Below are 8,928 nucleotides of genomic sequence, written 5' to 3'. Positions count from 1 at the left end.
TCCTAGTTTGCTCTTTGATTTTCATTGAGCATTAAAATAGGTCATTTTCTTCTGGGAGGAGGATAGTCTCTCTACCATCCATGTCTAAAACCAAGACTCTCGGGGGATAAAGAGGGTCGAAAGGGTGGTTAAAGTCAAAATCAATGGCTGTAGGGAGATGTTGACTTGAAAAGTGGAAGGTAATTTTTCCTTGGTTATTGAGCAATTGAAACTCAAGTTCTTCTTCCAATTCAAAGACATTTTTTAAGAAGTGGTCGATGATATACCAAAAAGAGTCAATGACATCATCAGGCAAGCTGGTAACAATGCCAAAACTAGCCGACCGCATGTGGGTATTGGTAAAAGCCATATTTCTACCCCCTTTCTTTCCCTTATCATACAGCAAATAGGATTAAAAATCAAGAAAAGGTGATTTTTTCTTCATAAATATAGTTTCCTATGAAATTTTTTCAAATAATCTTCAAAAAACGCTTGAAAGTGTTTACAAATAGTGATAAAATGGAATAAGTAGAATCATGAAAACGAAATTTTCATACTGTCTCTTTTTTGGAGTTTCGTGAGGTATGATATAGAAAGGAAATGGAATGAATACAGACGATACAGTAACGATTTATGATGTCGCCCGTGAAGCAGGAGTTTCAATGGCGACAGTTAGCCGTGTAGTCAATGGCAATAAGAATGTAAAAGAGAATACTCGAAAAAAAGTGCTTGAGGTGATTGACCGTTTGGATTACCGTCCAAATGCAGTGGCGCGTGGTCTGGCAAGTAAAAAGACAACCACTGTCGGTGTCGTAATCCCAAATATTACCAATGGTTATTTCTCAACACTTGCTAAAGGGATTGATGATATCGCTGAAATGTACAAGTACAATATTGTCCTTGCTAATAGTGATGAGGACGATGACAAGGAAGTTTCAGTTGTCAATACACTATTTTCTAAGCAAGTGGATGGTATCATCTTTATGGGGTACCACTTGACTGAAAAAATTCGTTCAGAGTTTTCTCGTTCTCGCACACCAGTTGTTCTTGCAGGAACTGTGGATGTAGAACATCAGCTTCCAAGTGTCAATATTGACTACAAACAAGCAACGATTGATGCAGTAACCTACCTTGCTAAAGAAAATGAGCGCATTGCTTTCGTTAGCGGTCCACTAGTGGATGATATCAATGGTAAGGTTCGTTTGGTTGGCTACAAGGAAGCCTTGAAAAAAGCAGGTATTTCTTATAGCGAAGGATTGGTATTTGAATCTAAATACACTTATGAAGACGGTTATGCCTTGGCAGAACGCTTGATTTCATCAAACGCAACTGCAGCAGTTGTAACAGGTGATGAGTTGGCAGCAGGTGTCTTGAACGGTCTTGCTGATAAGGGTGTGTCAGTACCAGAAGAGTTTGAAATCATTACTAGTGATGATTCGCAAGTCTCACGCTTTACCCGTCCAAACTTGACAACTATCGCCCAACCTCTTTATGACCTTGGTGCTATTAGTATGCGTATGTTGACTAAGATTATGCACAAAGAAGAGTTGGAAGAACGTGAAGTTCTCTTACCTCATGGTTTGACAGAACGTCGTTCGACACGAAAACGGAAATAGAAAAAATCAGGGAATCGAGAAGATTTCCTGATTTTGCTTTCTAGAGAAGAGGTTTAGCCTTCCATATAGTCTTTCAAAGCCTGTCCTGTTAGTCCGACATTGAGGGCAATGAGGAGTTTCAAACGGGCTTTTTGGGCGTTGAGTTCTTTAACAAAGAAGACACCAGATTTTTGCAACTGCACGCCCCCACCCTGGTAGGCATAAACAGGTTCTGCAATACCGTTAAAGCATCGTGATACTAGAGCGACTGGGATTCCTTTTTGTAGAAGCATTTCTAATTTTTGAGCAGTTTCTTTGGGAATATTACCAGCTCCGAAGGCTTGGATAATCAAACCGTTCAATTGGTCTAAATCCAGCATATCAATCAGCTCATCTGTCATACCAGCATAAGCAGAGATGATAGGGACTAATCCTTGTATGTGATCAAGGTCAAAGCGAACACGGGGCTCAGCTGTTTTGAAGTAGAGGATTTCCTGTTTCATAATCAGACCAAGTGGCCCGTGTGTTGGAGTCTGGAAGGTGCTGACGTTGGTCGTATGTGTTTTGGTAACATACTTGGCGGCATGGATTTCATCGTTCATCACAACCAAAACACCTTTGTCAGCAGCCTTGTCATCACTAGCTACTCGTAAAGCACTTAGGTAATTATAAACACCATCACTGCCGAGTTCATTGGAGCTGCGCATGGCACCTGTTAGAACGATAGGCATATGGGGAACTTCCATGGTATCAAGGAAATAGGCTGTTTCCTCTAAAGTATCGGTCCCGTGTGTGATCACCACTCCATCGTAGTTATCTGCTTCCTCTTTGATTTTTTGGTAGAGGGCTAGCATATGCTTGGGTTTGATATGAGGACTTGGCAGGTTAAAAAAGTCCAAGGCGTGGACTTGTATTCCTTCAAGTGGGTTGGACACATGGTTCATGGGATTATCTGAACTCGTCACAACAGCGCCAGAAGCATCGGCCTGCATGGAAATAGTTCCGCCCGTATGTAAAACAAGGATTTTCTTAGGCATGATTTACTCACTCTTTCTGAAATGTGGTATAATCATTGTATCACAAAAGGGGAGATTGGGATAGGATGGAAGTCAAAGCTGTTTTTTTTTGATATCGATGGAACCTTGGTCAACGATCGCAAGAGTGTTTTGAAATCCACTAAGGACGCGATTAAAATTGTCAAAGAACAAGGGGTGCTTGTTGGCGTAGCGACAGGTCGAGGACCTTTTTTTGTTAAGGAATTGATGGATGATTTGGATCTGGATTTTGCGATAACCTACAATGGCCAGTATATCTTTACTAAAGACAGAGTCTTGTTCACGAGCCCAATTTCCAAGTTACATTTGCGCCAGCTCATTACGTATGCTAAAAAAGAGGGTAAGGAGATTGCCCTAGGGACCAAGGATGCCATGTTGGGTTCTAAAATCATGTCCTTTGGTTTGGGTTCTTTTTCCCAACGAATCAGTCGCTTCGTTCCCTCGGTTTTAACTCGGACAGTGAGTCATTCCTTTAATCGCATGGTCAGCAAGGTTGTTCCCCAAAAGGAAGAAGACCTACTTGATCTAATGAATCAGCCCATCTACCAAGTTTTGATGCTGATGACACCAGAAGAATCTGAGAAGGCAGCAGCTGATTTTGAAGATTTGAAATTGACACGTAGCAATCCTTTTGCAGCAGATGTCATCAATCAAGGAAACTCTAAATTGGAAGGCATACGCCGAGTCGGGAAAGAATATGGCTTTGACCTCAACCAAGTCATGGCCTTTGGTGACTCAGATAACGACCTAGAAATGCTGGCGGGTGTCGGTATGTCGGTCGCTATGGGAAATGGTAGTAGCAGTGTCAAGGAAGTTGCCAAGCACATCACTACCAGCAATCAGCAAGATGGAATCCACAAGGCCTTGGAACATTTTGGTGTTCTGGCCTCAGAAAAAGTCTTTGTCAGCCGTGACTATCATTTCAATAAGGTCAAGACCTTCCACCACATGATGGATGAACGGACCCAAGAAGAACCACGAGCTTGGGATTTAGAAGGTGCAACCCACAGGGCTGGCTTTAAAATAGAAGAATTGGTGGAGTTTGTTCGAGCAGCCAGTCCCTCTGAAGAGGACTTTGGTCAAGCACTATCGCAACTTCATCAAGCTCTTGATAAGGCAGCAGATAAAGTAGCTAAGAAGACGCCTGCTCAGCAAGATTTGATAGGGCAGGTAGATGCCCTGATTGACACGCTTTATTTTACCTATGGTAGTTTTGTTTTGATGGGGGTGGATCCAGAACGTATTTTTGATATTGTTCATCAGGCCAATATGGGGAAAATTTTCCCAGATGGCAAGGCTCATTTTGATCCAGTGACCCACAAAATCTTAAAACCAGATGATTGGGAAGAAAAATATGCTCCAGAACCTGCGATTAAAAAGGAACTGCAGCGCCAGCTCAAGGCTTATGAACGCCATAAAGAGAGAAATAATACTCAATGAAAATCAAAGAGCAAACTAGGAAGCTAGCCGCAGGCTGTACTTGCGTACGGCAAGGCGACGTTGACGTGGTTTGAAGAGATTTTCGAAGAGTATAAATAGTAAACAAAAAGGAGCTAGGGGCTCCTTTTCTTTGTGATTATAAGGTTTTTTCTTGTTCTCTCACCACCAGCAAATCGACCTTAGCATGGCGGAGAATGTATTCAGATGAAGAACCGACCAAGAGGCGTTCAAAGGCGTTGAGACCAGTTGCGCCAACGAGGATGAGGTCCACTTCTTCAGCATCGGGAATAGTACGTGCCAAGAGGGTTTTTGGATTTCCCATTTCAATGACGATATGAACATCTGCCACACCAGCATCTTTAGCACGTTTTTCGTACTCTTTCATCAGACTTTCAGCGTCGACTTGGAGTTCTTCGTAAACTTCAGCATCAAAGGTGGATACGCTTTGGAGCGCGCGTGTGTCAATGACATGTGCGATGGTGAGCTTAGCGTCGTTTCGTAGAGCAGAATGAACTCCCTTGACAAAAGCCAAGTCCGCTTCTTTAGAACCATCGATTGCGACCATGATATTTTGGTAACGTTGTGCCATAATGAAACCTCCTGAAATTTTCTTACTATTATTGTAAACCTTTTCACTATAGAAGTAAAGTAAAAAAAGTATTTTTCAAAAGAATGTTAGCGCTTAAAAACTATATAAATATATGATAAAATAAAAGAAAGGATAGCAGGAAACAAGTGAAGGGAGGGAGAATGATGAAAAGCTCTTTTCAAGAAACAAAAAATTCAAATTTCCTTTATTATGGAATCATCCTAGCTTCAGTCTTGCTAGAAGTTATCATGGTCTGGCAATTAGAGAAGCTAATTCCGCTTCTCTATCCAGGTTTTGTTGGCTTTTTAGTCTTTCACCTACTCTACCATTTTCTATTATTCCTGGTTGCAAAACGAAGTGGGCGTTGGGATTACTTGATGATATGGGGGCTTTTCCTCATGTTCAATCTTCTTTATGACTCCTTTTTAGGCTTGCTTTTTCTAGGTTTATCTTTTGGTATGTGATGTGACTTTCGCAAAATACCTGCTATCTCCCCTGTCTTGACCTCGCTCTTAGTGAGGTTTTTCTTCTGTAGGATTTTAGTAACACATTTCAGTAAACTTGTCGCATTTTCTTTCTAGTGGTATAATGTTACTATCCTGATGAATTGAGGAAACAAGATGAAAGAATATAACAAGTCTAGTAAGTTAGAGCATGTTGCTTATGATATCCGTGGTCCTGTTTTGGAAGAAGCCATGCGAATGCGAGCAAATGGAGAAAAGATTTTACGTCTGAATACAGGAAATCCAGCAGAATTTGGCTTTACAGCGCCAGACGAGGTCATTCATGACTTGATTATGAATGCGCGGGATAGTGAAGGGTATTCTGACTCTAAAGGAATTTTCTCAGCCCGTAAGGCTATCATGCAGTATTGCCAGTTGAAGAAATTCCCAAATGTGGATATTGATGATATTTACCTTGGAAATGGTGTTAGTGAGTTGATTGTTATGTCCATGCAGGGGCTTTTGGACAATGGGGATGAGGTCTTGGTGCCAATGCCAGACTATCCTCTCTGGACAGCAGCTGTCAGCCTAGCTGGGGGAAATGCCGTTCACTATGTCTGTGATGAAGCTGCAGAATGGTACCCAGATATTGACGATATTAAGTCAAAAATCACTTCCAATACCAAGGCAATCGTCCTTATCAATCCAAATAACCCAACTGGAGCCCTTTATCCTAAGGAACTCTTGCTGGAGATTATTGAGATTGCCCGTCAAAATGATTTGATTATCTTTGCGGATGAAATTTACGACCGCATGGTCATGGATGGTCATGTGCATACGCCTGTCGCTAGCTTGGCACCAGATGTTTTCTGTGTCAGCATGAATGGTCTATCAAAATCTCACCGTATCGCTGGTTTCCGTGTAGGTTGGATGGTCTTGTCTGGACCTAAGACTCATGTCAAGGGCTATATCGAAGGGCTCAATATGCTGTCCAATATGCGCCTTTGCTCTAACGTTTTAGCTCAACAAGTCGTGCAAACTTCCTTGGGTGGTCACCAATCAGTCGATGAATTGCTCCTTCCAGGTGGTAGGATTTATGAACAAAGAAACTTCATCTACAATGCTATTCAAGATATTCCAGGTTTGTCTGCGGTTAAACCCAAGGCTGGGCTCTATATCTTCCCTAAAATCGACCGCAATATGTACCGTATCGATGATGATGAGCAATTTGTCCTTGATTTCTTGAAGCAGGAAAAGGTTCTCTTGGTTCATGGTCGAGGCTTTAACTGGCAGGAACCAGACCACTTCCGTATTGTTTACCTTCCTCGTGTTGATGAACTAGCCCAAATCCAAGAAAAGATGACTCGTTTCTTGAAACAGTATCGTAGATAGGGCTTACATTCGAAAAAGCTGGAAACATTTGCCTTGAGCTATTGACAAAAGTAAAAGAATCAGATAGAATAGTAAAGTATGTTTAGTAACTGATCACTTTATAGCCGGCTAAACGAATACAAAATCTATGAGGAGGTATTCATCGTGAAACGTACTTATCAACCAAGTAAACTTCGTCGTGCGCGCAAACACGGATTCCGTAACCGTATGTCAACTAAAAACGGTCGTCGCGTATTGGCAGCTCGTCGTCGTAAAGGACGCAAAGTTTTGGCTGCATAATCCAAACGAATTCTATCAAAAATCAGTAGGAACTCGAGTCTACTGATTTTTATTTTTGTAAAAAAGTACAAAAAGCTTTATATTTTTGCTCGAATAGTGTATAATATTTCACATACTGTAAAAATGGAGAATAATCATGAAGAAATCAAAAGTTATGCTTTTTGGAGCTATGGCTTTGACAGCAGGTCTAGCTTTAGCAGCGTGTGGATCATCTCAATCAAGTAATGCAGACAAGACTTACTCTTATATCTTTGTCAATAACCCAGATACCTTGGATTATATTACCTCTACACGAGACTCTACATCTAGTATCACAACCAACTTGATTGATGGTTTGTTGGAAAACGACCAGTATGGCAATCTCATTCCCTCTATGGCTGAGTCATGGACGGTGTCAAAAGATGGTTTGACCTACACTTATAAAATCCGTCAGGGGGCTAAATGGTACACTTCTGAAGGAGAAGAGTATGCAGATGTAACCGCTCATGACTTTGTGACAGGTCTTAAGTATGCGGCTGATAAAAAGGCTGAAAACTTGTACTTGGTACAAGACTCTATCAAGGGTCTAGCAGATTATGTTGAAGGGAAATCATCTGATTTTGGTACTGTTGGTGTTAAGGCAGTGGATGATTACACTCTACAATACACTCTCAACCAACCTGAAACTTATTGGAACTCTAAAACAACAGCAAGTATCCTTAGTCCTGTAAATGAAGCCTTCTTGAAGTCTCAGGGAGATGACTTTGGAAGTGTGACACCATCAAGTATCTTGTCAAATGGTCCTTACTTGTTTAAATCCTTCACATCCAAATCTTTGATTGAACTTGACAAAAACCCTAATTACTGGGATAAGGATAATGTTAAAATCGAGAAAGTGAAACTCTCTTTCTTTGACGGTTCTGACCAAGACAGCATTGCTAGAGGTTTCTTGGATGGTAACTATACTGATGGCCGTATCTTCCCAACAAGTTCAGTATTTGCTGAACTCAAGAAGGGCAATGAGGACAAGATTACCTACACACCACAAAACTCAGTGACTTTCTATTATCTTTTCAACGTTAATCGTCAAAGCTACAAGCAGACGATGAAACAGTCTGATAAGGAAAAGACAGATTCACGCGCAGCTATGCAAAATAAGGATTTCCGTCAGGCTATCAACTTTGCCTTTGACCGTCATGCTTATGCAGCACAGACAAATGGTGAAGAAGGAGCAGACCGTATCTTGCGTAATACGGTTACACCAAGTGACTTTGTCCAAGTTGGCGATAAGAACTTCGGTGACATTGTCAATGAGAAAATTGTCAACTACGGTAAAGATTGGGCAAATATCAATCTAAACGATGGTAAGCAAGCCTTCTTGAATCCTGAAAAGGCCAAAGAGAAGTTTGCCAAGGCCAAAGAAAGTCTGCAAGCACAGGGAGTAACTTTCCCAATTCATTTGGATATGCCAGTTGACCAGACTGCTAAATTAGATGTGCAACAGGCCGGCTCTTTCAAACAAACAGTGGAAGAAACCCTTGGTAAGGAGAATGTGGTCATCGATGTTATCCAACTTTCTCCAGATGAAAAAGACCAAGCAACCTACTTTGCAGATACAGCAGAACAAAAAGACTACGATATCGACATCTCAGGATGGGGTGGAGACTACTCAGATCCTAAGACTTACCTAGCGATTCTAGACCCAGAGACAGGTTCTCAGTTGAAAAATATGGGCTTGTCTGAAGGAAAAGACAAGGAAGTCAAGGATAAGATTGGTCTTGCTGACTACAAGAAACTCTTGGATCAGGCTGATGCGGAAATCACAGATACTCAAGCTCGCTATGAAAAATATGCTGAAGCCCAAGCTTGGTTGACAGATAGTGCCCTCTTCCTACCAGTTCAAAGTGGTGGAGCCAACCCAATCTTCCGTAAGAGTGTACCGTTTACAGGTCCATTCTCATTCGTTGGTCATAAAGGAAATGCGGACAACTACAAATATGTTGAATTGCAAAAAGAGCCAGTCACTGCTAAACAGTATCAAGAACTCTATGAAAAATGGCTGAAAGAAAAAGCTGAGTCAAATAAAAAAGCTCAGGAAGATTTAGCTAACCACATTCAATGATATTCCTAGTCATGCTTTTCAGTTAATACTCTTCGAAAATCTCTTCAAACCACGT

8 protein-coding genes and 1 pseudogene are annotated in these 8,928 nt (G+C 41.3%); 6 read left to right on the top strand and 3 right to left on the bottom strand.

Annotation, left to right across the window (positions count from 1 at the left end):
• Window positions 1–31 precede the first annotated feature (31 nt).
• The gene (locus HMPREF2701_RS04290) at window positions 32–349 is read right to left on the bottom strand and encodes a DUF960 domain-containing protein (RefSeq protein ID WP_000886035.1); all 318 of its coding nucleotides are present in this window, start codon (window positions 347–349) and stop codon (window positions 32–34) included.
• 235 nt (window positions 350–584) lie between these two features.
• Here HMPREF2701_RS04290 and ccpA point away from each other — a divergent pair, with 235 nt between their 5' ends.
• Window positions 585–1,595, top strand: a complete 1,011-nt coding sequence (gene ccpA / locus HMPREF2701_RS04285; RefSeq protein WP_001090628.1) for a catabolite control protein A — start codon at window positions 585–587, stop codon at window positions 1,593–1,595.
• Between the two features lie 53 nt (window positions 1,596–1,648).
• Here the strand turns inward: ccpA and HMPREF2701_RS04280 are convergent, their stop codons facing one another.
• The gene (locus tag HMPREF2701_RS04280) at window positions 1,649–2,611 is read right to left on the bottom strand and encodes an asparaginase (RefSeq protein WP_033681212.1); all 963 of its coding nucleotides are present in this window, start codon (window positions 2,609–2,611) and stop codon (window positions 1,649–1,651) included.
• A gap of 65 nt (window positions 2,612–2,676) precedes the next feature.
• Between HMPREF2701_RS04280 and HMPREF2701_RS04275 the strand changes: the two are divergent.
• A pseudogene (locus tag HMPREF2701_RS04275) lies at window positions 2,677–4,069 on the top strand (Cof-type HAD-IIB family hydrolase).
• Window positions 4,070–4,205: 136 nt separating this feature from the next.
• Here HMPREF2701_RS04275 and HMPREF2701_RS04270 read toward each other — a convergent pair.
• The gene (locus HMPREF2701_RS04270) at window positions 4,206–4,658 is read right to left on the bottom strand and encodes a universal stress protein (RefSeq protein WP_000079148.1); all 453 of its coding nucleotides are present in this window, start codon (window positions 4,656–4,658) and stop codon (window positions 4,206–4,208) included.
• A 161-nt stretch (window positions 4,659–4,819) separates the two neighbouring features.
• Between HMPREF2701_RS04270 and HMPREF2701_RS04265 the strand changes: the two genes are divergently transcribed.
• From HMPREF2701_RS04265 to HMPREF2701_RS04250, 4 genes are all read left to right on the top strand, one after another.
• The gene (locus HMPREF2701_RS04265; protein ID WP_033681216.1) at window positions 4,820–5,122 is read left to right on the top strand and encodes a hypothetical protein; all 303 of its coding nucleotides are present in this window, start codon (window positions 4,820–4,822) and stop codon (window positions 5,120–5,122) included.
• A gap of 156 nt (window positions 5,123–5,278) precedes the next feature.
• Window positions 5,279–6,493, top strand: coding sequence for a pyridoxal phosphate-dependent aminotransferase (locus HMPREF2701_RS04260; RefSeq protein WP_000666476.1), 1,215 nt, complete (start codon window positions 5,279–5,281; stop codon window positions 6,491–6,493).
• Between the two features lie 144 nt (window positions 6,494–6,637).
• The gene (rpmH, locus tag HMPREF2701_RS04255) at window positions 6,638–6,772 is read left to right on the top strand and encodes a 50S ribosomal protein L34 (protein WP_000831905.1); all 135 of its coding nucleotides are present in this window, start codon (window positions 6,638–6,640) and stop codon (window positions 6,770–6,772) included.
• A gap of 136 nt (window positions 6,773–6,908) precedes the next feature.
• Window positions 6,909–8,873 (top strand): peptide ABC transporter substrate-binding protein, encoded by a 1,965-nt coding sequence (locus HMPREF2701_RS04250; protein ID WP_061590028.1) that lies wholly within the window; start codon window positions 6,909–6,911, stop codon window positions 8,871–8,873.
• Window positions 8,874–8,928: the final 55 nt, after the last annotated feature.

Source organism: Streptococcus sp. HMSC077D04 (assembly GCF_001808785.1).
Classification (GTDB): Bacteria; Bacillota; Bacilli; order Lactobacillales; family Streptococcaceae; genus Streptococcus; species Streptococcus mitis_BX.
This window is presented reverse-complemented; position numbering and strand designations above follow the sequence as displayed.